At 60.1% G+C, this 25,642-nt stretch carries 31 protein-coding genes and 1 tRNA gene; 17 read left to right on the top strand and 15 right to left on the bottom strand.

The window, feature by feature from the left end; translation table 11 throughout:
- Positions 1–26: 26 nt before the first annotated feature.
- A complete protein-coding gene (locus tag LQ220_RS11595; RefSeq protein WP_230188451.1) occupies positions 27–242 on the bottom strand; it encodes a hypothetical protein in 216 nt (71 codons plus the stop codon).
- Positions 243–767 carry a DUF6438 domain-containing protein gene (locus tag LQ220_RS11590; RefSeq protein ID WP_230188450.1) on the bottom strand — a complete coding sequence of 175 codons (525 nt, stop codon included), beginning with the start codon at positions 765–767 and terminating at the stop codon, positions 243–245. It lies immediately after the preceding gene.
- 139 nt (positions 768–906) lie between these two features.
- Between LQ220_RS11590 and rph the strand changes: the two genes are divergently transcribed.
- Together rph and rdgB are read left to right on the top strand one after the other, a co-directional pair.
- Positions 907–1,623, top strand: a complete 717-nt coding sequence (gene rph / locus LQ220_RS11585; protein WP_230188449.1) for a ribonuclease PH — start codon at positions 907–909, stop codon at positions 1,621–1,623.
- An 8-nt stretch (positions 1,624–1,631) separates the two neighbouring features.
- A complete protein-coding gene (gene rdgB, locus LQ220_RS11580; RefSeq protein ID WP_230188617.1) occupies positions 1,632–2,261 on the top strand; it encodes an RdgB/HAM1 family non-canonical purine NTP pyrophosphatase in 630 nt (209 codons plus the stop codon).
- Positions 2,262–2,300: 39 nt separating this feature from the next.
- On the opposite strand, the gene LQ220_RS11575 is transcribed toward rdgB, so the two are convergent.
- The 4 genes from LQ220_RS11575 to LQ220_RS11560 are packed head-to-tail and all read right to left on the bottom strand — an operon-like array spanning position 2,301 to position 4,628.
- On the bottom strand, positions 2,301–2,789 hold the full coding sequence (locus tag LQ220_RS11575) for a DUF3617 domain-containing protein (RefSeq protein ID WP_230188448.1): 489 nt from the start codon (positions 2,787–2,789) through the stop codon (positions 2,301–2,303).
- A 12-nt stretch (positions 2,790–2,801) separates the two neighbouring features.
- A complete protein-coding gene (locus tag LQ220_RS11570) occupies positions 2,802–3,593 on the bottom strand; it encodes an arylamine N-acetyltransferase (RefSeq protein WP_230188447.1) in 792 nt (263 codons plus the stop codon).
- A 41-nt stretch (positions 3,594–3,634) separates the two neighbouring features.
- On the bottom strand, positions 3,635–4,036 hold the full coding sequence (locus LQ220_RS11565) for a VOC family protein (protein ID WP_230188446.1): 402 nt from the start codon (positions 4,034–4,036) through the stop codon (positions 3,635–3,637).
- 31 nt (positions 4,037–4,067) lie between these two features.
- Entirely contained in the window at positions 4,068–4,628 is a 561-nt protein-coding gene (locus LQ220_RS11560; RefSeq protein WP_230188445.1) for a DUF3617 domain-containing protein, read from the bottom strand.
- A gap of 68 nt (positions 4,629–4,696) precedes the next feature.
- Here LQ220_RS11560 and uvrB point away from each other — a divergent pair, with 68 nt between their 5' ends.
- The 4 genes from uvrB (at position 4,697) to LQ220_RS11540 (ending at position 8,200) form a co-directional block, all read left to right on the top strand.
- Positions 4,697–6,880: an excinuclease ABC subunit UvrB gene (uvrB, locus tag LQ220_RS11555; RefSeq protein ID WP_230188444.1), complete on the top strand. Its 2,184-nt coding sequence runs from the start codon at positions 4,697–4,699 to the stop codon at positions 6,878–6,880.
- Between the two features lie 103 nt (positions 6,881–6,983).
- Positions 6,984–7,349 carry a type II toxin-antitoxin system RelE/ParE family toxin gene (locus LQ220_RS11550; protein WP_230188443.1) on the top strand — a complete coding sequence of 122 codons (366 nt, stop codon included), beginning with the start codon at positions 6,984–6,986 and terminating at the stop codon, positions 7,347–7,349.
- Positions 7,324–7,611, top strand: coding sequence for an addiction module antidote protein (locus tag LQ220_RS11545; RefSeq protein ID WP_230188442.1), 288 nt, complete (start codon positions 7,324–7,326; stop codon positions 7,609–7,611). Before LQ220_RS11550 ends, LQ220_RS11545 begins: the two co-directional genes overlap by 26 nt.
- Before the next feature lie 142 nt (positions 7,612–7,753).
- Positions 7,754–8,200 carry a hypothetical protein gene (locus tag LQ220_RS11540; RefSeq protein WP_230188441.1) on the top strand — a complete coding sequence of 149 codons (447 nt, stop codon included), beginning with the start codon at positions 7,754–7,756 and terminating at the stop codon, positions 8,198–8,200.
- Between the two features lie 484 nt (positions 8,201–8,684).
- Here LQ220_RS11540 and LQ220_RS11535 read toward each other — a convergent pair whose 3' ends face one another.
- The 4 genes from LQ220_RS11535 to LQ220_RS11520 form a co-directional block, all read right to left on the bottom strand.
- Positions 8,685–9,089 carry a DUF4345 domain-containing protein gene (locus LQ220_RS11535; RefSeq protein WP_230188440.1) on the bottom strand — a complete coding sequence of 135 codons (405 nt, stop codon included), beginning with the start codon at positions 9,087–9,089 and terminating at the stop codon, positions 8,685–8,687.
- Positions 9,086–9,565 (bottom strand): DUF2721 domain-containing protein, encoded by a 480-nt coding sequence (locus LQ220_RS11530; RefSeq protein WP_230188439.1) that lies wholly within the window; start codon positions 9,563–9,565, stop codon positions 9,086–9,088. The genes LQ220_RS11535 and LQ220_RS11530 overlap by 4 nt, the downstream gene beginning before the upstream one ends.
- Positions 9,562–9,822, bottom strand: a complete 261-nt coding sequence (locus LQ220_RS11525; RefSeq protein ID WP_230188438.1) for a DUF2061 domain-containing protein — start codon at positions 9,820–9,822, stop codon at positions 9,562–9,564. The genes LQ220_RS11530 and LQ220_RS11525 overlap by 4 nt, the downstream gene beginning before the upstream one ends.
- Positions 9,823–9,885: 63 nt before the next feature.
- Positions 9,886–11,097, bottom strand: coding sequence for an LL-diaminopimelate aminotransferase (locus LQ220_RS11520; RefSeq protein WP_230188437.1), 1,212 nt, complete (start codon positions 11,095–11,097; stop codon positions 9,886–9,888).
- Between the two features lie 258 nt (positions 11,098–11,355).
- On the opposite strand from LQ220_RS11520, the gene phaC reads away from it, so the two are divergent.
- From phaC to clpS, 3 genes are all read left to right on the top strand, one after another.
- Entirely contained in the window at positions 11,356–13,083 is a 1,728-nt protein-coding gene (gene phaC / locus LQ220_RS11515) for a class I poly(R)-hydroxyalkanoic acid synthase (protein WP_230188616.1), read from the top strand.
- Positions 13,084–13,206: 123 nt separating this feature from the next.
- Positions 13,207–14,106: a TIGR01841 family phasin gene (gene phaP / locus LQ220_RS11510; RefSeq protein WP_354957610.1), complete on the top strand. Its 900-nt coding sequence runs from the start codon at positions 13,207–13,209 to the stop codon at positions 14,104–14,106.
- Positions 14,107–14,295: 189 nt separating this feature from the next.
- Positions 14,296–14,637, top strand: a complete 342-nt coding sequence (gene clpS / locus LQ220_RS11505; RefSeq protein WP_230188614.1) for an ATP-dependent Clp protease adapter ClpS — start codon at positions 14,296–14,298, stop codon at positions 14,635–14,637.
- A 24-nt stretch (positions 14,638–14,661) separates the two neighbouring features.
- Here clpS and LQ220_RS11500 read toward each other — a convergent pair whose 3' ends face one another.
- The 4 genes from LQ220_RS11500 to rlmB all read right to left on the bottom strand — a co-directional run bounded on the left by LQ220_RS11500 (position 14,662) and on the right by rlmB (position 17,865).
- On the bottom strand, positions 14,662–15,594 hold the full coding sequence (locus tag LQ220_RS11500; protein ID WP_230188436.1) for a heparin lyase I family protein: 933 nt from the start codon (positions 15,592–15,594) through the stop codon (positions 14,662–14,664).
- A 122-nt stretch (positions 15,595–15,716) separates the two neighbouring features.
- A complete protein-coding gene (locus LQ220_RS11495) occupies positions 15,717–16,022 on the bottom strand; it encodes a zf-TFIIB domain-containing protein (RefSeq protein WP_230188613.1) in 306 nt (101 codons plus the stop codon).
- Between the two features lie 288 nt (positions 16,023–16,310).
- Positions 16,311–17,090 (bottom strand): hypothetical protein, encoded by a 780-nt coding sequence (locus LQ220_RS11490; RefSeq protein WP_230188435.1) that lies wholly within the window; start codon positions 17,088–17,090, stop codon positions 16,311–16,313.
- Positions 17,091–17,124: 34 nt separating this feature from the next.
- A complete protein-coding gene (gene rlmB, locus LQ220_RS11485; protein WP_230188434.1) occupies positions 17,125–17,865 on the bottom strand; it encodes a 23S rRNA (guanosine(2251)-2'-O)-methyltransferase RlmB in 741 nt (246 codons plus the stop codon).
- 104 nt (positions 17,866–17,969) lie between these two features.
- Here rlmB and LQ220_RS11480 point away from each other — a divergent pair.
- The 5 genes from LQ220_RS11480 to LQ220_RS11460 all read left to right on the top strand — a co-directional run bounded on the left by LQ220_RS11480 (position 17,970) and on the right by LQ220_RS11460 (position 22,408).
- A tRNA-Tyr gene (locus LQ220_RS11480) sits at positions 17,970–18,056 on the top strand.
- Positions 18,057–18,253: 197 nt separating this feature from the next.
- On the top strand, positions 18,254–19,435 hold the full coding sequence (locus tag LQ220_RS11475) for a site-specific integrase (protein ID WP_230188433.1): 1,182 nt from the start codon (positions 18,254–18,256) through the stop codon (positions 19,433–19,435).
- Positions 19,436–20,005: 570 nt separating this feature from the next.
- Complete coding sequence (locus tag LQ220_RS11470) at positions 20,006–20,632, top strand: SOS response-associated peptidase family protein (protein ID WP_230188432.1); 627 nt, start codon at positions 20,006–20,008, stop codon at positions 20,630–20,632.
- Between the two features lie 97 nt (positions 20,633–20,729).
- Positions 20,730–21,143 (top strand): translesion error-prone DNA polymerase V autoproteolytic subunit, encoded by a 414-nt coding sequence (gene umuD / locus LQ220_RS11465; RefSeq protein WP_230188431.1) that lies wholly within the window; start codon positions 20,730–20,732, stop codon positions 21,141–21,143.
- Positions 21,140–22,408 carry a Y-family DNA polymerase gene (locus tag LQ220_RS11460; RefSeq protein ID WP_230188430.1) on the top strand — a complete coding sequence of 423 codons (1,269 nt, stop codon included), beginning with the start codon at positions 21,140–21,142 and terminating at the stop codon, positions 22,406–22,408. Before umuD ends, LQ220_RS11460 begins: the two co-directional genes overlap by 4 nt.
- Positions 22,409–22,410: 2 nt before the next feature.
- Here LQ220_RS11460 and LQ220_RS11455 read toward each other — a convergent pair whose 3' ends face one another.
- On the bottom strand, positions 22,411–22,653 hold the full coding sequence (locus LQ220_RS11455; protein WP_230188429.1) for a hypothetical protein: 243 nt from the start codon (positions 22,651–22,653) through the stop codon (positions 22,411–22,413).
- A gap of 361 nt (positions 22,654–23,014) precedes the next feature.
- Here LQ220_RS11455 and LQ220_RS11450 point away from each other — a divergent pair, with 361 nt between their 5' ends.
- The 3 genes from LQ220_RS11450 to LQ220_RS11440 are packed head-to-tail and all read left to right on the top strand — an operon-like array spanning position 23,015 to position 25,345.
- The gene (locus LQ220_RS11450; RefSeq protein ID WP_230188428.1) at positions 23,015–23,920 is read left to right on the top strand and encodes a site-specific integrase; all 906 of its coding nucleotides are present in this window, start codon (positions 23,015–23,017) and stop codon (positions 23,918–23,920) included.
- Between the two features lie 4 nt (positions 23,921–23,924).
- Complete coding sequence (locus LQ220_RS11445) at positions 23,925–25,118, top strand: IS91 family transposase (RefSeq protein ID WP_230188427.1); 1,194 nt, start codon at positions 23,925–23,927, stop codon at positions 25,116–25,118.
- 20 nt (positions 25,119–25,138) lie between these two features.
- A complete protein-coding gene (locus LQ220_RS11440; RefSeq protein WP_230188426.1) occupies positions 25,139–25,345 on the top strand; it encodes a hypothetical protein in 207 nt (68 codons plus the stop codon).
- Positions 25,346–25,642: the final 297 nt, after the last annotated feature.

The raw sequence follows: 25,642 nt of genomic DNA, 5'->3' as shown, positions 1-25,642 counted from the left end.
CTATGTAGGGCGCATTGGCGAAAGGCTCAATGCCGCCGTCCCAGCCGCACCGAAAGGATCAGCATGACGACGCCGGCCAGCGCCATGCCTGCCCCGCGATAGGCCCATGGCCGCACGTCGATCATGAAGCTCTCGGCGGGCCATTTGATGTAACCCAGCCCCTGGCCGAGCCAGAGGAGGCCCATCAGCAGAAATGCCATGCCGAAGATGCGTAGCAGGCGGGGGAGAAGGGGGCGTTTCATTTATTCTTTTCCTGTCTTGCCGGGGCCAGGGGTCAGCATCTTTTGGATATCCAGCAATTTGGGGATTGCCGCAATGGCGGTGCGAAGGCGTCCGTGCTGCGGATCGTGGCAGCCGCCATAATAATCGAGATGGGTCGGTTCCTGCTTCGCACGGGTCCAGGCGATCCGATATCCGGGCATGTCGGTGGCCATGCGTTTGCAGTCCGCGCTGCCCGGTACGATCTTCCGCTCCGTCCCTGTCTTCGGACGAAAAGGAGCGAGACTGTCGCGCAGGCGGCGATATTGCTGCGGGGTCACGGCGAAGCGGGTTTCGCCGGGGACGGCAGTGTATTTCTCCGGGAGCAGGACGCCCGATCCGTCAGGTTCCACCGTCACGCTGTAAACCGGGCACGTGCCGAAGCATCGGCCAGCCGAAAAGCGGATGGTATCCGATTGAGCAACGGGGGCGTTGCTTTCCATCTTGCCCTGCACAGTGGCGCACGCGCTCAAGGTTACCAATAGGGTTGCTGCTCCGAGACGTCGCATCGTGATCTCCTGCTTCGGCGTGGGTATCGGTTCGCCGATTTGAACCGGCGCTTAACTGGTTTTTGTGACCGATGCACTGGCCAGCGCGACCGGGGGAGGCTAAGCCGCGCTCCAAAGTTCAGTCAAGGAGTCTCGTTTTATGCGCCCATCCGGCCGCACCCCCGATCAGATGCGCACCATCAGCATGGAGCCTGCGTTCACCATTCATGCCGAAGGCTGCTGCCTTGTCAGCTTTGGCGATACGCGGGTTTTGTGCACGGCGTCGGTCGAGGAAAAGGTGCCGCCGTTCCTGCGCGGCAAGGGCGAAGGCTGGGTGACGGCGGAATATGGGATGTTGCCCCGTGCCACCCATACCCGTGGATCGCGCGAAGCCGCCAAGGGCAAGCAGTCGGGGCGGACACAGGAAATTCAGCGGCTTATCGGGCGTTCTTTACGATCGATCGTCGATCTGAAGAAATTGGGTGAGCGGCAGATCACGATCGATTGCGATGTGCTTCAGGCCGATGGCGGGACGCGCACGGCGTCTATTTCTGGCGCATGGGTCGCGTTGCGGATCGCGATCGACGGGCTGATGGCCAAGGGGTTGCTCAAGGAAGACCCGATCCTGCAGAAAGTTGCGGCGATCAGCTGCGGTATCCATCAGGGGACGCCGGTTCTCGACCTTGACTATGTCGAGGATTCGAGCGCGGAAGCAGACGCCAATTTCGTGCTGACCGGCGACAGCAAGCTGGCCGAAGTGCAGGCGACGGCGGAAGGCGCGACGTTCGACGAGGAAGAATTGCTGCGTTTACTGCGGCTTGCGCGCATTGGTTGCGGTCAGATCTTCACGGCGCAAGATAAGGCCACGGGGCGGTGAGCGATTTCATCGCCGACGATCCGAATGCGCCGCAGGCGATCCGGAAGCTGAAGCCCGGCAAGCTGGTGATCGCCAGCCATAATCCGGGGAAGGTGCGCGAGATTCGCGCGCTGCTCGCGCCTTATGGGATCGAGCCGGTGTCGGCGGCGGACCTCGATCTGCCCGAACCGGAAGAGACCGGGACGACGTTTATCGCCAACGCGGAATTGAAGGCGATGCAGGCGGCGGACTTGTCGGGCCTGCCTGCACTGGCGGACGATAGCGGGCTGTGCGTCGATGCGTTGCTGGGCGAGCCGGGGATTTTCTCGGCGCGCTGGGCGGGGCCGGACAAGGATTTCGACATGGCGATGGGCGCTGTGTGGCAGCAAGTGGAAGCGAAAGGCGAAGGCGCGAGCCGATCCGCGCATTTCGTCTGCGCGCTGGCGTTGGCATGGCCCGATGGGCATGTCGAAGGGTTCGAAGGGCGCGTGGACGGCAATCTGGTGTGGCCGCCGCGCGGGCTGAACGGCTTTGGCTATGATGCGATGTTCGAGCCGCTGGGGCATGATGTGACATTCGGGGAAATGGACCCGGACGCGAAGCACGGCATGAGCCATCGGGCGGATGCGTTCGCGAAATTCGTGGCGGCGGTGTTTTAGGCTTCAACGTTACCCAGATTTCTCAACGGGGTGAGGGTGTCACCCCGCCGCGCAGTCGCCCGTGCGTTTGCCCGACAGGTCGTGCGTGGTGCGCAGGACCGCTTTGCCGCCGACCGTTTTGGTCATGCTAGAGCCTAGCGTCAGGCTTTCGGGCGTATAGTTGCCTTCCAGAACCAGCTCCGATGTGCCGCCATCCGCTTTGCAGGCCAAAGTGGCGATGAAGCGGCCTTTGCGGATGCTGGCGTCCTTGTAGGTGCAATCCTTGCCTTCCGGTCTGGCGAGCGCGTCGGCATCGGGGCGGCCATCTTTTCCGACGGCGATGCAAAGCTTCGCTTCGGTTTTTGTGCCGACCATGCGAGCGTAATCTTCCGCCGTGATGTCGGGCGTGTTGTAGCCGGTGATGGTACGGCTGAGCGTCCATTGTCCTGCCTTCAGCACGATGGGCGCGTCTTCCTGTTCCGGTGCGGGTGCCTGCTCCGCACTGCAGCCCGCCAGCGCAAGTGCTGCAAATGTCCAGTATCCGCGCATCCTCTTATCCCCTCAGCCATGTTGTCGAAACAGATGCTCTACCTCCGCATCGGTAAGCGCAAGGCCGAATTGCGCCGTCAGGACGTCGCGATAGTCGGGGAGGTCCGCAATCGTTCGGCTGCTGTTGGTGCCGCCGCGATGGACCGACAGTTGCCGGTCGAGCAGGGAGGTGAAGCCATCCTCCAGCACGCGGCTGGCGACGGTCAGTGTCGTGAAGCGGGTGTTCGGGCGGGTGGATGTCCAGTGGTTCGACAGTTCAAGGTCGATGGATTCGACCGGATCGAGCGTGAAGCTGTATTGCGATTGCCAGTCGCGGGTGTCGGCGCTGCGTCCATCGGTGGCACCCGGATCGCCTGCGCGTTCGAGCATCCAGTTGCGGGCATCCTGTTGCGTGAGGCGATGGCCGGTGCCGTCAGACGCGATGGCGTGCGCGCCATGCTCGACAGGAAGGGGCGGTGAGAAGCTGCCGCCGAAGCCGGCGTCGGCGATCCATGCGCGGCCTTCGATGGTGACGAGGTTCAGGGTGTGGGTAAGCGGTGGGGTCGCCTGTGCCATCAGCCATACGCGCGCCAGCAGCGGGCAGGCGGTGAAGCCCAGACTGTGGAGCGCGCGCAGGAACAGTGCGTTCTGTTCGAAGCAATATCCACCGCGCCGGGCCGTCACCAGCTTGGCGAAAATCGCGGGCGGATCGATGGCGATGCCCCGACCCAGCGGGATGTCGAGGTTTTCAAACGGGATCGCCAGCCGGTGCGCGCGATGGACCGCCCCCAGCCCCGTGAGATCAGCAGCAGGAGCGTGGGGCAATCCGATACGGTCGAGATAGGCGGGCAGATCGAAGGGGAGGATCAGTGGTCTGCTCCGATGCAGAACGCGGCCAGTTTATTGCCCTCGGGGTCGCGGAAATAGGCGCCATAGAATGCCTGCGGACCCTCTGGACCCCGCAGCCCGGGCGCGCCTTCGTCACTGCCCCCCAATTCCAGTGCCTTTGCGTGCAGCGCATCCACATCCGCGCGCGTGGGGCGTTCGATACCGACCATATTGCCGTTGCCGGGGGTCGCCGTTCCGCCATCGAAGGGTCGCGTAATCGCTATGCCGGGTGCTTCGTAGGAAGTCGCGTACATGGTGAGGTAATTGCCTTCCTCGCCTTGTTCGAACAGGCGCGATGCGCCGATGCTGCCCATCAGGCCGTCATAGAATGTCCGCGCTGCTTCGATGTCGTTTGTGCCGAGCGTCACGTAACCGATCATGATGCTTCTCCTCAACTCGTGTGGACTGAATTCAGCCGCCTGCCTTAGGTGCAGTCTCGCTGCCAGCGGGGCAGGCGCCGATGCGTTTGCCGCTGCTCTTCATCTGCATGTTCATCGTCATGCCTTCGCCCATGCCTTGCGATTCCATGGTCATGTCCATCGCGTAGCTGGCAGGAAGATAGGTGCCCTTGAGCGTCATTTTCATGACGGCCTTGGTGTTGTTCGGCGCGGCGCAGGTCATCTTGCCGTTGATGGTGCCGCCGGACATATCCATGTTTTCATAGGTGCAGTTGGCGTCCTTCTGCGCGGCGAGGAAATCTGCGCTGGGGTTCGCGGCCATTTCGGGCGTGACGCAGTGTTTGATCGTGTTCTTCTTACCGATCATCTGCTGCATGGCTTCGGCAGGCATCCCCTTGGGAAGGCCGGTCATCTTTACGTCCACGATTTCCTGCGTTGCTTCCCATTCGCCGGGTTCGAGCTTTACCGAATCCATCTTTTCCGCGACTTGCTCGGCGCTCATCGGGCCGGTTTCCTTCTTGTCGCATCCGGTCAGCAACAAAGCCGTTCCACATATAAAAATCGCCGCTTTCATCGGGGCATTCTCCTGAGTTGGCGCACAGTCATTGCGCGTCCATTGGGTCGGGACCATATCAGTGCGCGATGGCTATTCAAATCCGAACCTCGCTCGCCGAACCTGAAACCGGCGCAGACTTTGTCCCGCACCGTCCGGCACGCCCGGAAAAGACGGAAGGGGGGAAGCGCTTTACGCTGGTGTCGGAATATGAACCGGCAGGCGATCAGCCGACGGCGATTGCCGAATTGGTAGAGACCGCGCTGGGCGGTGAGAAGGATCAGGTGCTGCTGGGCGTCACCGGATCGGGCAAGACGTTCACGATGGCCAAGGTGATCGAGGCTTTGCAGCGGCCTGCGCTGATCCTGGCGCCGAACAAGATATTGGCGGCGCAATTATATGGGGAGTTCAAGAGCTTCTTCCCCGACAATGCCGTCGAATATTTCGTCAGCTATTATGATTATTACCAGCCCGAAGCCTATGTGCCGCGCTCCGACACGTACATCGAGAAGGAATCGAGCGTAAATGAAAGCATCGACCGGATGCGCCATTCGGCGACCCGTGCGCTGCTGGAGCGCGACGATGTGATCATCGTGGCGTCGGTATCGTGCCTGTACGGCATCGGGTCGGTCGAAACCTATTCGGCGATGACGTTCTCCATGAAGAAAGGCGAGGTCGTCGATCAGCGGGAGACGATCCGTAAGTTGGTGGCGTTGCAGTACAAGCGCAACGACATGGGCTTTTCGCGTGGCAATTTCCGTGTGAAGGGCGACAATCTGGAGATATTCCCGTCGCATTATGAGGATACCGCGTGGCGTGTGTCCTTCTTTGGCGATGAAATCGAAGAGATCGTCGAGTTCGATCCGCTGTCGGGCAAAAAGATCGCCAGCCTCGATTATGTGAAGGTCTTTCCTAATAGCCATCACGTCACGCCCGGCCCGACGTTGAAACAGGCGATGGAAGCTATTCGCTTTGAGCTGGCCGAGCGGTTGAAAGAGTTGGTGATCGAAGGCAAATTGCTGGAAGCGCAGCGGCTGGAGCAGCGGACGAATTTCGATCTGGAGATGATTGCCGCGACCGGGGCGTGCGCGGGGATCGAAAATTATTCGCGCTTCCTGAGCGGGCGTTTGCCGGGGGAACCGCCGCCGACTCTTTTCGAATATCTGCCGGAGAACGCGCTGTTGTTCGTCGATGAAAGTCACCAGACCGTGCCGCAGATCGGGGCGATGGCGAAGGGCGATCATCGGCGGAAGATCACGCTGGCGGAATATGGGTTTCGCTTGCCGAGTTGCATCGACAACCGGCCTTTGCGTTTCAACGAGTGGGACGCGATGCGGCCACAGACGGTCAGCGTGTCGGCGACGCCGGGTAACTGGGAAATGGAGCAGACGGGCGGCGTCTTTTCCGAACAGGTTATCCGTCCCACCGGGCTGATCGATCCGCCGGTGGAGATCAAGCCGGTCGAGGATCAGGTCGATGACCTTATCAACGAAGCGCGCAAGACGGCGGCTCTGGGCTATCGTACATTGGTGACGACGCTGACCAAGCGGATGGCGGAGGATCTGACCGAGTTCATGCACGAGGCGGGGATCAAGGTCCGATACATGCACAGCGACGTGGAGACGCTGGAGCGTATCGAGCTGATCCGCGATCTGCGGCTGGGCGTGTATGATGTGCTGGTGGGCATCAACTTGCTGCGCGAGGGGCTAGATATCCCGGAATGCGGGCTGGTAGGGATATTGGATGCCGACAAGGAAGGCTTTCTGAGGTCCGAAACGTCGCTGATCCAGACGATCGGGCGTGCCGCGCGTAACGTGGATGGGCGGGTGATCCTGTATGCCGATCGCGTGACGGGCAGCATGGAGCGAGCGCTGAACGAAACCGGGCGACGGCGCGAGAAGCAGGAAGCGTATAATCTGGAGCACGGCATCACGCCGACCACGATCAAGCGCAACATCGGCGACATCATCGCGCATGTATCGAACAAGGATAGCGTGCTGGTTGATACGGGCGACGCGGATCGCCCGCATATGGTTGGGCATAACCTGCGGGCGTATATCGAGGATCTGGAGAAGAAGATGCGCGCGGCGGCAGCGGATCTGGAGTTCGAGGAAGCCGGGCGGATCAGGGACGAGATTCGGAAGATGGAAGCGGAAGAGCTGGGGCTGCCGGTGGATCAGCAAGTCGCCGCGCCGCGGGGACGCGCGAACGAGGGCAAGCCGGGGACCCGGAAGATGCGCTATGGGAAGGTGCAGCGGAAGATGGGGCGGTAGGGTCCGCGACAAGACTTCAAGCGCTGGCGGTGCCTGACGGCGGTAAATGTCGATTCAAAGCGATGCCAAGGTGTGGCATCGATTGGATCGAAGGGACTGGGATATGGGCGAGCCCATTGACAATTTAAAAAATGTCCTGTTTAAAGGACAGGTATTCGAACTACAGGCAACCGCCATTTTTGAAAAATGGATGGGTGCGTTGAAAGACAGAGTGGGTCGCGCCCGTATTTCCGATCGGTTGTTGCGACTTGCGGACGGCAACTATGGTGACGCCAAAGCGGTAGGTGACGGTGTTGTTGAGCTGCGGATGCATTTTGGACCGGGTTACCGTGTCTATACGAAGCAACGCGGAGACGTTGTGATTTTGTTGCTCATTGGCGGCGATAAGGGCAGCCAGAAGAGCGACATCGAAAAGGCCAGAGCGTTAGCAAGGCAGGATAGTGATGACATTGAAGACGACGCATTTTGATCCGGCCGCATATCTGGAAAGCGAAGAGGATGTGGTGGCTTTTCTGGATGCTGCCATGGAAGATGGCGATGCTGCGCATATTGCGCGTGCGCTCGGCGTCGTTGCGCGCTCTAAGGGTATGACTGAAATTGCCCGTCGTACCGGCGTGGGTCGGCAGGCGCTGTATGGCGCGTTGTCGAACGAAGGCAATCCGACACTGGAAACCTTGACTGCAGTATTGGCGGCCTTGGGATTGCGCCTTTCGGTGCAGCGCGCCGCCTGATCGTCCCGCACCTCGCCCCACCGATTAGCGGTTGAGGCTGTTCCCACGCTGGGCCATACCCACGCCTATGCGTATTTCCCTTGTTTCACTCGCCCTGATTACTGCCCTTGCTTCGTGTGTGGCGCCGCCGCGGGAGGCGCCGGTGGTTGTGCCAGCGCCCAAGCCTGCTCCGGCACCTGTTGCGATGCCTGCGCCGACACCCTCGCAGGACTGGCGGGATTGGCCGATGACGGAGGGGGCTTGGCGCTATCAGGGAGGCGGGCAGACGAGTGTTGCGACGTTCGGGGTGGCGGGCGCGCCGCCGCTGGTGACATTTCGGTGTGAGGTAACTGCACGTAGGATCGTTGTGCAGGCGGCTACGGCGCGTGCTGCGGGGCAGATGAGCGTGCGTACGACATTTGGCGCGACGCAGTGGCCCTTGCAGGCGGACGGAACATCCTTCGTGGCGATTCGTCCGGCGAACGACCCGACGTTGGATCAGATTGCATTCAGCCGGGGGCGTTTCATGATTACCGTATCGGGCACGGCGCCGATGATCCTGCCGACATGGGCTGAAGTGACGCGGGTGATAGAGGATTGTCGCGGCTGAGTGGCGAACAGGATCGCGGCGCGAGCGAGTGATTATGATTCGAAATTAGATTATTTCAAGTCTTGATTGCACCCCTTATTTGATTCACAAATCGGGTGTCGCCGGATGAAGCATCCGCCAGTCCGGCAGACGGTGTTTCAACATAGCGAAAGGAGGTGATCCGATGTCTCATGGTTCAGTATTGGGGTCGGTCAAGTCCATTCGGGAAACGCGCCGCTGAGCGACGCCATAGCGTCGGTTTTCAAGAGGTTCACCAACGGGTCACTGCTTCAAGCGGTGCGTGATCCTCTATCGAAAATAGCGCGAATAACGTTTCCTCTGGGCGGTACTTCCGGCCGCTGACCATGCAAATGATGGGCCGTCGGGCTGGACCCGGCGGCCCCTCTCATGCGTGGGTATTTCAAGGCATTGTGTTTGAAAGGGGATGCGCAGACGGGGGCTTTTGCCCTCTTTTGTTTGCAGCTTTGTACCCCGTAATGCGCCGCTATGCGCCCTGCGAAATTCTTACGCGACGGGCGAAGGCGGCTTGCCAGAGCATCAGGCACGGTACGACGCCCAGTTCCATGCAGAGGCCCAGGACATGCCCTTGCGATGGGGCACCTACGGACAGCAGTGACCACAGGCGCGCCATGCCGCCGATCACGACGAACCCGCCCAGCATACGGAAGCGTGCGCCCTTGATCTCTATGCGCGGGATGCAGGAGCAGAAAGCCAGGCCGACGCTGAAGAAGATACCGCTCATGTAGCGGAAGTGGCTGTCCAGATCGACGGGAGCCGATCCGACGCCGCGCAGCCAGTCTGGGCCGGACAGTATGCCTGCACCGCCCGTCACCAGCGGCACGATGCAGGCCAGCGCGACGACGATCTGCAGCAGGCGCTTTTCGATCATGGGCGCAGGTCTTCCTCAGTGGCTTCGTGGAACAGCACTTCGTTGCGGATGTGGATGGTGCGCGAAGCCAGCCGAATTTCGATGATGAAGGTGACGAATGCGGCTGCCTGCAGCAACATGGCCGTGATGAAGAGAAGCGCGATGGCCGTGCCCAGATGCGCGTTCACCAGTTCGGACAGGAACAGCAGGATGACGACGAGACAGACGGCAGCGCCGCTGGCGACCGTCAGAAATATGGCGGTGTTGACGACAGTCATGCGTCTGTCGAGCTTGCGAATTTCGTCGACCAGCCGGTCATGCTCTGCGCCGCGGGTTTCGAGCACGAGCCGCTCGACATTGCGTGCACGGTCGATGACGCGCGCAAGGCGGCCTGCGCAGACGTTGAGAAACGCGCCGATCCCGGCCAGCAGAAAGACGGGCGCGAGCGCAAGCTGGATGGTCTGGGCGACCTGAGCGACTTGCGGAAGAGGAATCATGAAGGGGTGTGTTCCGCATCGAAGGCGGCTTTCTGCTGCGGCGTCAGGCCCCAGCCGGATTGCGCCCAGGCGCGCTCATGGAAATAATACAGACCGATCTTGGTGATGACTTCGGTCGAGGCAATGGCGCCAGCGGCTTTCACGTCATGGGTGAAAAGAAGGCCCAGCAGAAAGGTGTCGATGCTGCCCAGAACGCGCCAACTGACGGCCTTTGCGAGTGAGCGAGGATTGGATTCCTTACCGCGAAATAGCAGCATGTCTGCTCCTCGATATGTGTGCCACCGAACGATTTATCCGGTGGCACATAATGGGGACGACGATCAGACGACCGCCTTTGCGTTGGGCGTGTTGACGCCCATGCTCTGCAGGTAGCGTTTTACGTTGCGCGCGGCCTGGCGCAGCCGCTGTTCGTTTTCCACCATCGCGATGCGGACATAGCCTTCGCCATCCTCACCATAGCCGACGCCGGGGGCAACCGCGACCTTGGCATGGGTGAGCAATTGCTTGGAAAATTCCAGGCTGCCCATATCCTTGAGCGCGGGGGGCAGGGGTGCCCATGCGAACATCGACGCGCGGGGGGCGGGGATGTCCCATCCGGCGCGGCCGAAGCTTTCCACCAGAATATCGCGGCGCTTGTGATAGAGTTCGCGGTTCTTCTGGACGATGTCCTGCGGGCCATTGAGCGCGGCGCAGGCGGCGGCCTGAATGGGGGTGAACGCACCGTAATCGAGATAGCTCTTTACGCGCGTCATCGCGGCGATCAGCTTCTTGTTGCCGACGGCGAAGCCGATGCGCCAGCCAGCCATGGAGTAGGTCTTGCTGAGCGACGTGAACTCCACGGCCACATCCTTGGCGCCCGGCACCTGCAGGATCGAAGGCGTGGGGTTGCCGTCGAAATAGAGTTCGGAATAGGCTAGGTCGGACAGGATCCAGACGCTGTTCTCCTTGGCCCAGGCAACCAGCCGTTCGTAAAAGGCAAGATCCACGGTCTCGGCGGTCGGATTGGATGGGTAGTTCACCACAAGGATCGAGGGACGCGGCACGGTGAACGCCATGGCGCGATCCAGCGAGCGGAAATATTGCTCGTCTGGCGTGGTGGGAACAGAGCGGATCGTCGCCCCGGCGATGATGAAGCCGAAAGTGTGGATCGGATAGCTGGGGTTGGGCGCAAGCACGACGTCGCCCGGCGCGGTGATTGCGGTGGCGAGACTGGCGAGTCCCTCCTTCGATCCCATCGTCACGACGACTTCCGTTTCGGCATCAACGTCCACGCCAAAGCGACGCGCATAATAATTCGCCTGCGCCTTGCGGAGACCGGGAATGCCCTTCGATGCGGAATAGCCATGCGAATCAGGCTTTTGCGCGACTTCGACGAGCTTGGCGATGACATGGTCGGGCGGCGGCAGGTCAGGATTGCCCATGCCCAGATCGATAATATCCTCACCCGCCGCACGCGCCGCGGCCCGCATCGCGTTCACTTCGGCGATGACATAGGGGGGCAGGCGTTTCATGCGGTAGAATTCTTCGGACATTGGTCGATACTTTCCTTGTTTCTTCTCCGTAGAGGGTGGCAAAGTGCCGCAGGCTCGCTCACAAGAGCGAGTGCGGTATAGACTGGCCCGGCGCGGCTGGCCAGAAGAAGAGCGCGGGTTTCTGCGCAGGAGAGTGTGATGGCAAAAGCGGCAGCCAAGACGGGTAAGAAGCAGCCAAAAGTTGCGCGTGAAACTCAGGTGCCGCCGCAGGAAAGCGGGAAGGTAGCGCCTCCAGCGCATAGCGATCCGGCGGAGAATATGGCCGCTACAGTGATTCCCACGCTCGACCAGATGCAGCAATGGACGCACAGCATCGGTCGGATGCAGCAGATGATGCTGGAGCATAGTACCCGCCAGATCGGTCATGGCGAAGCACCGTTCGATGCCACCGCGATATCGCGCATCCATGCCGATTACATGAATGAAGGCGTGGCATTGTGGCAGCGCTTTCTGGATGGGGCAGGGTGGTTCAAGCAGACGCCCGATCCGGCCCCTGCGGAAAGTCCGGCCGCGCGCAAGGATCGCCGCTTTGCCGACCCGGCGTGGCAGAGCCATCCCTTTTACGACATCATGCGGCAGGGATATCTGCTGACCGCGGATTATCTGACGCGGCTGGCCGACAGCGTCGACGGTGTCGACCCCAAGCAAAAGGAACAGATCCGTTTCGCCACCAGCGGCATGATAGATGCTCTGTCGCCGAGCAACTTTCCGCTGACCAATCCCATCGTGATGCAGAAGACGATGGAAACCGGCGGCGAGAACCTGATCAAAGGGTTCCAGCATATGCTGGCCGACATGGACAAGGGGCAGTTGACGCACACCGACGGCAGTCAGTTCGAGGTCGGCAAGAACATCGCCGCGACGCCGGGCAAGGTGATCCACGAGACGCCGCTGTATCAGTTGATCCAGTACACGCCGACCACCGAGGCGGTGCTGGCAACGCCGCTGATCATCTTCCCGCCCTGGATCAACCGGTTCTATATTCTCGACCTCGCGCCGGAAAAAAGCTTCGTCAAATGGGCGGTGGATCAGGGGATCACGGTCTTCATGGTCTCATGGAAATCCGCCGACGAAAGCATGAAGGATGTGATCTGGGACGATTACATCCTGCGCGGGCAAGTCGATGCGATCGATACTGTGCGCGATGTGCTGGGTGTGGAGAGGGTACACACCATCGGATACTGCGTAGCAGGGACGACCCTCGCCGCGACGCTGGCGCTACTGGCGGCGCGGGGTGAAGCGGACAAGGTGGCCAGCGCGACCTTCTTTACCGCGCAGGTGGATTTCAGCGAAGCGGGCGACCTGACCCTGTTCGTTAATGACGAGCAACTGGCGATGATCGAGAAACTGACGACGTCGGGCATATTGGATGGGCGCTATATGGCGGCGACGTTCAACCTGCTGCGGGGGCGCGATCTGATCTGGAACTATGTGGTCAACAATTACCTGCTGGGGAAGGACTATGCGCCGTTCGACCTGCTGTTCTGGAACGGGGATACGACGAACCTGCCCGCGAAATGGCATCGGTCGTATCTGAAGGATCTGTATCGCGACAACAAGCTGGTGCAGGCCGGTGCCATCAGCGTCGACGGGACCGACATCGACCTGACGAAAGTTCGCACGCCAAGCTATATCCAGGCGGGCAAGGAAGACCATATCGCTCCGCCGCGCAGCGTGTGGAAACTGACGGAGCAGTTCACGGGGCCGCGCCGTTTTCTGCTCGCCGGATCGGGGCATATTGCCGGGGTCATGAATCCGCCGATTGCGAAGAAATACCAGTATTGGACGTGCGATACGCTGCCTGCGACGCTGGAGGATTTCGTCGCCCAGGCGAAGGAAACGGCAGGGAGCTGGTGGCCCGACTGGATCGATTGGCTGACGCAGCATGGCAGTGAAAAGGTGCAAGCCACGGGCGCGCGCCAACCGGGGGGCGGGCATATGCCCGTGATTGAGGACGCACCGGGGCGCTACGTAAAAAGCCGATGAGTGAAAGCTGTTTGTTGCGAGTGAGTTACCGCTTTGCTACAAATATGCTGCAGCGCAACATAATGCTTGCAAATTCGGAAAATCTTCTATATTGTGCAGTGCAGCAATAAGAGGAGGCCCGTGGTGGCTGACGCACCTAAAAGAAAAGTTGGACGACCTGCCAAACTGCCCGTGACGGGTGGTAAGGGCGTGGAGCTGACGGCACGACAGGCGTTGCAGGCTGCCGAAAAGGCAACCGGTCCTGCCGCCAAGCCCGTAGCAAAAGCGACCCCGGTTAAGGCTGCGCCCGCCAAGGCCGCTCCGGTAACACAGGCAGCGCCTAAGGCTCCGGTAGTGGCGAAGGTTGCCCCCAAGCCAATGCCGGTGACGAAAGACGCGGCACCTGCCCCCGTCGCCAAGTCGCCTGTAGAAGAAGCACCCGTTGTTAAAAAACCCGTCGCCGCAACGGTAGCATTGCCCGTTGCCGCACCGGCAGCGGTCGCCGCGCCTACTGAAGACAAAACACCCACGCCGGAATTGGAAAAGTCATTCCCAACGGCGACAGCAGAAGGAACGAATGCCATGAACGACGTCATCGAAAACACCAAGAAGTACACTGAAGAAGCCAAGACCCGTTTCCAGTCGGCTTTTTCGGAAATGAACGAAAAGGCGAAGACCAGCGTCGAAAAGTCGACCAAGGCCGTTGAAGAAATGACCGAAATCGCCAAGGGCAACGTTGAAGCGCTTGTCGAGTCCGGCAAGATCGCCGCCAAGGGCATCGAAGCCATGGGTCAGGACGCCGCTGAATACAGCCGCATGTCCTTCGAGAAGGCCAGCGCCACGATGAAGAGCCTCGCCGCCGCCAAGTCGCCGGCAGAATTCTTCCAGTTGCAGAGCGAAATGCTCTCCAGCGCGTTCGACGCCTTTGCCAAGGAAAGCGCGAAGACCAGCGAAGCAATCATCAAGCTTGCGGGTGAAGTCGCCCAGCCGCTGAGCAGCCGCGTGTCGGTCGTGACGGACAAGGTGAAGTCGCTCGCCGCTTAAGGCTTGCTGACGAAAATAGGAAAGGGGACCGCTTCGGGTGAAGCGGTCCCCTTTTTTTTGGTCGGGGCGACGAAACTCGCATCTTTTGATGGTGAATGACCATGCCAGCCTCTTGCGTCTCGCCGGGCAATTGCCATATCCTGCACACGCATGACCAGTTCCAACAGCTATGACAGGCACCCGCCGCAGATGAGCGACGAGGGCAAGGACGATGAAGGCGGCACCGGCACGACGGGCCCCGGCGTCGGCATTGCCACGCGCACACGGACGCGGACCAAGAAGCCATCGTTATACAAGGTGTTGATGCTGAACGACGATTACACGCCGATGGAGTTCGTCGTGCACGTGCTTCAGAGCTTTTTCAAGATGGACATGGAAGAAGCGACGCGCGTGATGCTGCACGTTCATCAGCGCGGCGTGGGCGTATGCGGTATCTTCAGTTACGAAGTCGCCGAGACCAAGGTCAATCAGGTGATGGACTTCGCCCGGCAGAACCAGCATCCGTTGCAGTGCACGCTGGAAAAAGCATAACGGCTCTTCATCAGGCCGTTTAGCCTAACTGGCTTCCCCCATTCGTAAATCCTTGAACTGCACCGCAATCGTCTGGGGCGTTGCGCTGCGGTATACCCCCTGTTTGAAATAGGGGCCTTTGATGTCGTTGAACCCCAGCGAGCCGGTGTAGTCGGTCAGCAGCACATCGTCGCGCCACACCTTGAGTTGGCCGTTGCCGGATGGTCCAAAGACGATCTGCACCTTGATATCATACCATTGCCCCCGCTTGAGCGGTTGGCTGTCGTCATATTGGCGGCGGTACTGGGTGTCGGCGGCAGTGGACAAGGCGGCACTGGAATCGCGGGTGACGATGCGCAGGCGGTCGCCCATCAGTTCGATTGCGAAAGGCGGGCTGTGCGCCGCTTCCCCTGGATCGAGCATCGAAGTGAATTGCGAGAGGATCAGCCAGGAAGCAGCGTTCGTTTGCCCCGGTTCGATCATCATGGAAAAAGCAACCTGATACGTCTTGCCGACGTCCAGATAATTGGAATCGTAGGATTCTGCGCGTTCCACTGATGATCCCGCTTCGCTTGCAACACGGTCGCCATCGCGCAATTCATAGCGGCGGATGTCCCCGTTCATAAGAGCGAAGCTCCACGCCGCATTGGCGTTCTGATGCCGCAGATTGAGCGCCATGTCCTTCATGGACTTCCATCCACGCGGTATGGCCGCACTATCGTTTGGGGATGCTGTCGGTGTTGGCGATGCCGCAGGTGGCGGTGCTGGAGCGGGCGTGGTGGCTGGCGGCGAAGGAGCGCCCGGCTGCGTGATGGTGACGGGCGTCGTGCCGGGTTCAGGTTGTGTAATGGTCACGGGAGAAGGGGCACCAACCGTTGTCGGCGTCACGGAAGCAGGGGCGCCCGCTTCACCCCCGCCGCAGGCCGACAGCAGCAACAGGCCGATTGGCGCTGTCGTTAATCTGAGGAAATGTTTCACTGCTGCTGTCATCCTGTTCGTGGCTTGCGAACGGAATGACAGAAGGAAGTTTAAAGACGGTAAATCATTGATTAAGCGTAATTAGATATTCGCAGAGTGCGTTTGTTGCGGCAGCCGATCCCTCAGTCGAACAGCTCTTCCAGGAAGCTCTTTTTACGCTTCGGACGATAGTCGCCTTCATAGTGGGGACGGTGATTGCCGCGATCCGGCGCCGGGGCGAGTGCGGAAGGCTGCGTGGGCCGGTCAGGGCGGAATGTGGCCTGCGATTGCGGGGGAGGTGCGGGGGCGTCCATCTGCGCACTGCGTTCGATGATCTTGTCGAGTTCGCCCCGGTCGAGCCAGACGCCGCGGCATTGTGGGCAATAATCGATCTCGACGCCTTGCCGTTCCGACATGTTCAGGTCGGTATGGCAAACGGGGCAAAGCATCGAAGACAGTTTTTCAGGGGTATTCACGGGTGCAGCGCTCCGTCCATGTGATCGCCCTTGCGGGCCAGGGAATCGGACGCGCCCGATACGGTCGCTGGGGGATAAGAGGGGGGAAATCCCCCGAACCAGCACCGGACACGCCCGATGCGGTCCGACATCACGTCCGGAGATCCAAATGGCGCATCGCTGCACCGTGGATCAAGTCCGGCCGCCAGAGGGGCCCGGCCCGCGCAGGACATATTGGCGCTGGACGTCCGCCTTTCAATATTCGCGCGCGTCAGGCGGTGCCTACTTTGCGGGGAAACGAATCACCGCCATAGGCGCTTCGGTCGTGAGCGGCGTGACCGTCCATTTGAGCGTTTGCTTGCCCGCAACAGTAATAGGGCCATCTTCCTGATTCTGGCTGATGAGCGCCGCATCGGTGGTGAGAGTGAAACGTCCGTCGAGATATTTGCTGACGTCGCCTGCGCTGCCGCCCATCCCGCTGCTCTTCTGCTTGCTGCCATTGGCATAGCCGGGCGCCTTGACGCGCACGCGGTCGTCGCCGCGCAGCTCAATGACGATGAACGGGAAGACATATTCGGCATCGACATTGAAGGGGAAAACAAAGGCGTGATCGAGTGTGCCGGTGATCGCATAGTCGATCATATATTTGTTATCGCCGACATATTCGACAGACCGAAAGCCTTTTTCCTTGCGCAACGCGGCGACGATGGCGGCGGTTTTGCGGGCCTTTTCAGCTTCATCGTCTTTCGACGTGGCGCTGAAATCGGTATCGGGGGCGGGCTCTGCTGTCTCCTGATCGTCCTGCATCCAGGCGATGTTCTGCATCACCGCGTCTTCTTCCTCAGCGGGAGCCGTTTCCTCTTCGGTGGAAGGGCTGCTGTCCTTCAGCCCTTTGCCGATGTCCGACGGGTCCGTGGCAATCACTTCGCCCTTATAGGTGAACGTGAAGCTGCGGTCGGCGCGGATGTCGAGCGTGGAATCGAATTTGCCCGGTGTGAGCAGGCAGGCGGAGAGCAGAAGCAGCGTGGCGAGAGCGCCGCCCGCGCGGAATATGGCGTTCATCGTATCTGCCCCTCCCCCCGGCCAAGTCTCTTCGTCAGCCGATGGCGGCAGCGTAGAGCGCGATTGCAGCCGCATTGGAGACGTTCAGGGACTCCATACGCGGACTGATAGGCAGTTTAGCCAATATGTCGCAATGCGCCATGCTGTTGTGGCGCAGGCCTTCGCCCTCCGCGCCGAGCACCAGTGCCACGCGCGATTCGCCGATGGCTTTGTCGAGCGTGAGCTCCGCTTCGCCATCCAGGCCGATGCGCCAGTAATTCGCCTCTGCAATTTCATCGAGCGCGCGGGCGAGATTCACGACGCGCACCCATGGCACGATTTCCAGCGCGCCCGATGCCGCGCGGGCCAGCACGCCGGTTTCGGCAGGCGAATGCCGGTCCTGCGTGACGATGGCGAGGGCATCGAACGCCGCCGCCGAGCGGAGGATCGCGCCGACATTGTGTGGATCGGTTACCTGATCGAGCACGAGTATCGGCCGCTTGTCGTCGCGTCCTTCATCCAGCACGTCGCCCAGCCAGATATCGTCGAGCATTTCGACTTCGGCGACAATGCCTTGATGCGGCGCATCGGACGGGACCATGCGGCCCAGATCGGCAACATCCGAATAGACGATGGGCAGCACCGGCGGCAATTCCAACGCGGCCAGCGCTTCGCGCGTGCCCCAGATCTTGCGCACGATGCGGTTTTCATTAGCCAACGCTGCTATGACCGCATGACGGCCATAAAAGCGGGGGAATCCCCCTTTGGGTTTTCCGGTACGATGTCCTCTTTTCATGGGCGCGTTCTTTTCACGGGAAGCATTGACAGGCAAGCCTCCATTCGTCATTGAGCGCCCTCCCGATCGCAACATAGTACGATTTTTCGGCACTATGCGGTTATGGACAGGTGGCCGAGTGGTTAAAGGCAGCAGACTGTAAATCTGCCCGGGTTTCCCGTACGCTGGTTCGAATCCAGCCCTGTCCACCACCCTCCAGTCCCAGAGGGTTCTCCAAAATCCCTAGAAATCCCTGAAAAACTGAGGTATTATTACCCATACGGTCCACCCACGTCTCCAGGCGTTTGCCTTCAGCCGGAGCGTAGTGTGGGGGTAATGTGGGGGTAAATCGCTTTACCCCCACACTCTGCTTTCCCGATTTGCGGGTAAAAAATGTGGGGGTAACGAAATGGGCAAGCTCACGGCGGTTGCAGTCAAAGCGGCGTTAGCAAATCCTGGCACCTATCAGGATGGGGAAGGACTGTTTCTAAAAGTTGACAAGCGTGGTGGGGCCTACTGGATGTTGCGAATCCAGCGCGATGGCAAACGGCAGGACATTGGGCTGGGTAGTGCTAAGCTGCTGACGTTGGCAGAGGCCCGGGTTAAGGCCATAGGATTGCGCAAAACTATCAAGGTGGATCAGCGCGACGTTCTGGTGGAGAGAAAAGACGAGGCAGCTGCGAAGGTGACGTTCCGCGTTGCTGCGCGCCAATACCACGAGGAGAATGAGAAGGGCTGGAATAGTTCCGTATATGCGCGGCAGTGGCTCGCCAGTCTCGAAAACTACGCCTTCCCGAAATTGGGCAATCTACCGACCGGCAGTATTTCGGCTGCCGACATCATCGCAGTGCTTACGCCAATTTGGCAAGAAATTCCCGAAACAGCCCGTCAAGTGCGCAACCGGATTTGTGCCGTGCTGGACTATGCCCACGCAAAGGGCTGGCGTTCGCGCGAAGCCCCCTCGGGCAATAGTAGCCTGAAAGCTGGCAGAGGTTTGCCGCGGCAAGTGAAGTCGCGAGAAAACCGTAAGTCCATGCCATATGTCGCAGTCCCCAGCTTCATCACCGCGTTGCGGCGCAAACCATCTTTTGGACGGCTGGCGTTAGAATCTCTCATACTTACGGGCGTGCGTAGCCAAGAGGTGCGGTTGGCGACATGGGCTGAATTTGATCTTGATGTGCGGCTGTGGACGATACCTGCCGACCATATGAAGAGAGGGAAGGCACATGTGGTTCCTCTCTCAAGCGCGGCCCTGGCGGTGCTTACGAAAGCGAATGCGCTTCGGCTCTCGGAAACTGATGTCGTTTTCCCCGGCGTGGCTGGCAAACCAATGTCTGACATGACTTTGTTGAAGGTTCTGCGCGACATGAGCGAGCCTTTTCACGTTCACGGTTTTCGTTCGAGTTTCACAGACTGGGCCGCAAACGAAGGCTTTGCCGATGCCGTTGTCGAGGCCGCTCTCGCTCACAAGACACCTGACGCTGTGCAAGCTGCCTATCGCCGTACAACATATCTAGGCACCGCAAATCAACCGGGCGCCCGTGTCGAACTGATGGAAGCCTGGGGGTCCTATTGTGTCAGTCATTCATAGGACCAGAAACCACACCCCATAACTTGCTCCAGCAGAACATGTACCAATGAGGAATTGGGAGGTGTGGGGATATCAATTCTGTAGCAGCGATAGTTGAGATAATAGTTATGCGGGTAGCGTCATCTCCCCCCCCTCAGACAGGGGGGGATTGGTGCCGAAGAAAGACTCCGTCTGATTTCATTCATAACGCTGTATTATAACTAGAAATGTCCAGCGCTCGCGTTCTGATAGGCGTAGACTGAGACCCCACCAACATCCCTCGTTCTGGAGCGTTTTCAGATAGTTGCCCGTCTCTAAGGCCGGGATCAGCTTCAACGCCGATTCACAGCAACGCTGTCACGGCGGCCCGATTTGCATTGGTAATGTGCTCGAAGGCCTGGGTCGGATTGGCTAGCACGTGAGCTCTCGCGCTCAGATCAGGGGCGCATTGCCATCAACCCGCCACCACTATCATCGCAGGGATCTGCCGAGGCGGTCGATAGGTCCGGACTAAGCCGTTATAGTCAGCACATTGACTCTGGTGCCGCAGAACGCCAGCTTTTCTAAATGTGTAACAGGGCAGAGCGTGGCGTGACCGACAAGGTGCTGAACCTCTTCGGCGCGCGTCTCGGATCGCGGTTCAACGAAGGACCGTTGCAAGTTCACCCAAAGGAGCCTGGCAGCGTCATTCGCCTGATTGAGGGTGAGCCTGTGCTGGAACAGATGACATGGGGTTTTCCGGTTTCGCTCAAAGGCAAATCCGGACAGATGCTTAAACCCAAGCCCGTCAATAATGCCCGCTTCGACAAGCTGAGCTCATTCTGGAAACGCTGGGCAGTGGCGCCAGATCAACGCTGTCTTATCCCGACCGCGCGCTATGCAGAGGCTGTAGGCGTGAAAGGCAAGATGACGGAGACGTGGCTTTCGGTGACGGATCAGCCGATCTTTGCTTGGGCAGGTTTGTGGAGGGACAGTCCTGAATGGGGAACATGCTACACCGGCGTCATGACTGACAACGCGCCTGAGCTGATCGACATACACGATCGTTCGCCCGTCATCATCGATCTCGAACACTGGAATACTTGGCTGACCGCGCCGTTCGATGATTTGTTTCAGTTCGATCGACCCTATCCTGCTGACAGAATGACTATCGACCACACGGAAAAGCCTTGGTTCAGGAAAGCTGGAACGATGGAATCGTCTCCTACGCTCCTCTGATCCGCCACGATATGCGGAACATATAGCGAACATTTTGAATGACGGCCACGGACTTCGAGCGTAGGTCTGAGGCAGTTCCTGATTCGAAGTGCCACTGATGCTAGAAATGATTTCCCTCGAAACGCTTACGCCCGATCTGCCGATGCTGCTCGTCAGCGCACCGGCTGGGTTTCCGTCGCCTGCGCAGGACGACATGGAAGAGCCGATCAATCTTGGCGACTGGCTGATTGAACATCCCGCCGCCAGCTACATCATGCGTGTCGATGGTCATTCGATGGCTGGAGCGGGAATAACTGATGGCGATCTGATCGTTGTAAGCCGCGCGAAGAAGCCCGTTACCGGCCACATCGTGGTTGCGCTGGTGCATGGCGATCGCACTCTCAAACGGTTGCGTCGGCGCGACGGGCGCTTCTGGCTGGTGCCGGAATCAGAAGGCTATCACGAGATTATCGTCGATGAACATGTTGAGATTTGGGGCGTGGTGGTCGGGCTCGCGCGTCGATATGTATGAGCGGACCTGTCGCGCTTATCGACTGCAACAACTATTATGTGTCCTGCGAACGGGCGTTTGACGCTAGCTTAACAGGCGTCCCTGTAATCGTCCTGTCCAACAACGACGGTTGCGCCATTGCTCGCTCTGCCGAAGCGAAGGCGCTCGGTATCACGATGGGCCAACCGGTTCATCTGATGCAGGATATGATCAAGCGTCATGGTATCCGTGTGCTGTCTTCCAACTACGCGCTCTATGGGGATATGCAACGCCGCGTCGTGGCAGCCATCGAACCTTTCGCGAGGGACTTCGAGATTTACTCAATCGATGAGACGTTTGTTGACCTTGCGGGTTTCGAGCAGCGCGATCTGGTGGCGCACGCGAGAGCGATGAGTGATCAGGTGCGCCGCTGGACCACCATCCCGACCTGTGTTGGGATTGGGCCGACCAAGACGCTGGCCAAACTTGCTAACGCCGCCGCAAAGAAGAACCCAATCTTCAACAGCATTGCCGACATGCGCGACGAAGACATCCGGCGCTGGGTGCTCGACCGGTTCGCGGTTGGCGATGTCTGGGGGGTAGGACGAGCGACAGTCCTGAAACTGGAAGCGCTGGGCATCGTATCAGCTGGCCAACTTCGCGATATGCCGCTCAAGCAAGCCAGAGGCGTGGGCAGCGTCGTTCTGGAGCGATTGGTCGCTGAGTTGCGGGGGGTGCCAGCCGGTGTGGTCGAGACGGTCGAGCCGCAGCGCAAGGGCATGGCGGTAACACGTTCATTCGGGACGCCGGTATTCGACATTGAGACGCTGATGGGCGCTGTCGCGCAATATGCGATGCGCGCTGGCGAAAAGCTGCGTCAGCATGGACTTGTGGCAGGGCGCATCACTGTGTTCTTCCACACAAACAAGCATAAGCTCGATCGGCCGCAATATTCAGCGACGCGGACGCTCAGCGCTCAGCCGATGACGAACGACGGCCTAGCCCTGTTGGCCTACGCGCGACGCGGCGTCGAAAACGCGTGGCGCGAAGGGTATGGAATCACGAAGGCAGGCATAATGCTGGAAGACCTAATGGACGCCGACTTGCGCCCGCGCACATTGTTCGAAGCAGACGATGATCGCCATGCGCGGCTGATGGCCGCTATGGATGAGGTCAATTCGCGATTCGGTAAATTCGCCGCCATTCCCGCTACGCAGGGGTTCAAGCGCCAGTGGTCGGCCCGTTCGGAGATGCGTTCACCCAATTACACGACGCGCGTCGGCGAAGTGCCCACGGTCAGGGCCTGATTCTATCGCACCAATTCCGACCGGCTACGCGACGTATCAATATCATTGAGGCCGAGGCGGCGCCGTTCAGCTTGGTCCAAACGGTCGTCAACTTCGCATCCCACTGCGTTCCAGAGCTTCGCAACGTGCATATCATGGTTGCGCACTGCATCAAGAATATGGTCAGCGACAATCTGTCGTGCCCGCCTGCCATGGATGCTGACAAGGTCGATAGCGGCGTGAATCGGGTTTTCAATATTGAACATGGGCACGGTCTATCGCGGGCAGCCTGAACACAACACATCCCGCCAGCGGCAACCAGCGGAAGTTTTGAACCGTTCATGGCAAGCGACAGATGTGTCTACACAACACACCTAGAACCAGATTTTCGATCCCTAGGTGCTGACGGCCTGCTTTTTCGGCGGCAGTCGACCCTTTGTCGCCATTCAGCCGCCAATTTTCCGTTCCTAGGTGCGGTCCGTCCGCTAACCGGCAGGTCGCGACCAGAGCACGAACCCGCTCCGCGGGAGAGTCGCTTGGGGTGACGTAGCGTAGTATTGTTCAGGCTTTGCGAGCGGCGATGTCGTCTTGCGACCGTGGAGTTCCTTCAACGGAAAGGAACTCACCATGGATGCCATCACTTCCCCGACCCCGAACAATTCTCTGCGCGAGCGTATGTTGCAGGACATGACGATGCGTGGCTTTGGGGAGCACACGCAGAAGGACTATATCCGGCACGTCCGATCATTTGCCGCGTTTCTCGGCCGGCCCCCCGATACGGCTACGATCGAAGACCTCCGGCGCTTTCAGATCGATCAGCATGAACGCGCCGTTGGTCCGGCAACCATCAATGGGGCCGTATCGGCACTGCGTTTCCTGTTCGGCATTACGCTCAAGCGGCCGGAGATGGCGCTGGGGCTTGTCGTCCTTCATTACGCGCCCAAGCTGCGGGTGGTTTTGAGCGTCGAGGAGACCGCTCGGCTGCTCGAGGCTGCGCCAGGCATCAAATACAAAGCAGCACTCAGCGTGGCCTATGGCGCGGGCTTGCGTGTCTCGGAGGTTGCCCACCTCAAGGTTGATGACATCGACAGCACCCGGATGGTGATCCGCGTCGAGCAGGGCAAGGGACGCAAGGATCGCAACGCCATGCTCTCACCGCACCTGCTGGATTTGCTTCGTCAATGGTGGCGCGAAGGCAAGCGGCGGGGAGTGATGTTGCCACATGGCTGGCTGTTCCCCGGCCGCAACGGCACGGATCCGGTCTCAGCGCGCCAGCTGCACCGCGTCGTGCAGGAAGCGGCTGAGCGCGCCGAGATCCATAAGCGAGTAAGCCCGCACACACTGCGGCATTCGTTCGCCACTCACCTACTCGAGCAGGGTGTCGATATCCGCGTCATTCAGGTCCTGCTGGGACACGTGAACATCAACACGACCGGCATCTACACTCAGGTGTCGAGCAAGACCATGCGGGCGGTGACCAGCCCACTCGACCAGATCGTTGCCGTGATGGAAGGCAGGGCACCTCCCGGTTGAACCGGTGCGCACCTCACTCGAGGTCGCCGACATCTTCCGTAGCGCAGGGCCCGCCTATCGCGCAGCCCATGCCGGGCATCTCAGCCTCGGCCAGCTCAAGGTCATGACGGCGATCGAGAACTGCCGCACCGCTGCGCTAGGCGGTCACATCGAGGCCTGCGACGACTGCGGGCACTGGCGGATCGCCTACAACTCCTGCCGCAACCGGCATTGTCCCAAATGCCAGGGTGCCGCCGCACGCACCTGGCTGGCCGCGCGCGGGGCGGATCTGCTCCCGGTGGGCTACTTCCATGTCGTGTTCACCGTACCCGCCGAGATCGCGGATATCGCCTGGCAGAACAAGGCAGTGGTCTATGATCTGTTGTTCCGCGCGGCTGCGGATACGATGCTGACCATCGCGGCCGATCCCAAGCACCTCGGCGCGCGTATCGGCATCACCGCCGTGCTGCACACATGGGGATCAGCGCTCACACACCACCCGCATGTGCACATGATCGTGCCCGGTGGTGGCATCGCGCTGGACGGGACGCGCTGGATCTCGTCTCGCGCAGCCTTCCTGCTGCCGGTGCGCGTGTTGGGCGCATTGTTCCGCCGACTGTTCCTCACTCGCCTGCTGGCATTGCTCGATGCAGGCAAGCTGACCTTCTTCAGCGCCTTGGCGGGCCTCGCGACACGCACGGCCTTCCTGCGGCATCTGTCGCCGATCCGGAAGAAGCGCTGGGTGGTCTATGCCAAGCCACCCTTTGCAGGGCCGCAGGCGGTGCTGGCCTACCTCTCGCGTTATACCCACCGCGTTGCCATCTCGAACCGGCGGCTCATCGGCTTCGACGAGAATGGCGTGACGTTCCGTTACAAGGACTATCGCCGTACCGTTCCAGAACGCCAGCAGGTCATGTCGCTGGCGACCGACGAGTTCATTCGCCGCTTCCTGATCCACGTGCTGCCGCGTGGCTTCCACCGCATTCGGCACTACGGCCTGCTCGCCAGTTCAACGCACAAGGAGGCCATGGCGCTCGCGCGCAGGCTGCTCGGCGTCGCTGCGCCAATCGTGGAACCCGCCCCCGACGAACCGCCCGACCATCGTCCGCCATGCCCGTGCTGCGGCGGGCACATGACCATCATTGAGGCCTTCGCCCGCTGGTGCCAGCCCCGCGCGCCGCCGCAATCAGCAGCATCCATCCGGGAGAGCACGCCATGATCCGGCATGGCCCACCCTGCATGACGGTCACGCTCATGGCGTCCTGGCCGACGACCGAGCGCATGCCCATCCCGGAATTAAAGCGGGCGCAGGACACGCTGATCCGCAAAACCACCGCTGCTAGCGGCCTAACGCCGCCCGAAATCACGCTGTTCCGCCCGATAGTCGCACTTCCGGCCCGGCAACGTTTACCCGCCAGAATTATCTCAAAGCCTATTTACCCATAGACCAGCGCGTGGGGCCCGCGGGTTCCTGCACTGGAGGCTTTCGTACGCAAGCGCCCGAAACCCTTCACAACATAAGTCGTCCGGCGGAACAGACGTGATTGACTGCTTCTCCCAAAACCTGCCAACCCCTCAGGCCGCCACTGAGATACTTTGGGATAGCGAGTATAAAAGTACGCATCCGTTGTGGACCGCAGGCATCAAGCATTTTTTTGAGGTAAGATCTCCCAGGAGTATCGCTACCCTTACTCCTGGGAGATTGGGTTTTCGCTGCTGGTAAATCAGGCCGCCTGAGCGGTA

Source organism: Sphingobium sp. CECT 9361, assembly GCF_918741285.1.
In the GTDB taxonomy this organism is placed as follows: Bacteria; Pseudomonadota; Alphaproteobacteria; order Sphingomonadales; family Sphingomonadaceae; genus Sphingobium.
Note: the sequence above shows the minus strand (reverse complement) of the source record. Positions and strands in the feature narration are given on the sequence as shown.